This is a genomic window from Streptomyces barkulensis (assembly GCF_002843305.1).
Lineage (GTDB): Bacteria > Actinomycetota > Actinomycetes > Streptomycetales > Streptomycetaceae > Streptomyces > Streptomyces barkulensis.
In genome coordinates, this window is record NZ_PGSG01000112.1 from 1 (window position 1) to 272 (window position 272).

General features: G+C 65.8%; 1 pseudogene. It reads left to right on the plus strand.

Annotation, left to right across the window (positions count from 1 at the left end):
• Positions 1-272 (plus strand): annotated as a pseudogene (locus tag CUT83_RS31210) (RNA-guided endonuclease TnpB family protein); the annotation flags it as partial.

The window sequence follows — 272 nt, forward strand, 5'->3', positions numbered from 1 at the left end:
CGCACCGAAGCGTGGACGCGGCAGGAGCGGGTGAACTACAACCAGACGTCGGCGATGCTGACGGCCTGGAAGAAGACCGAGGAACTCGCCTACCTCAACGAGGTGTCCTCCGTCCCGCTCCAGCAGGCCCTGCGGCACCTTCAGACGGCGTTCACGAACTTCTTCGGCAAGCGGGCGAAGTACCCGCGCTTCAAGTCGCGGAAGAAGTCCCGCAAGTCCGCGGAGTACACCACCAGCGCGTTCCGGTTCCGCGACGGCAGCCTCACCCTGGC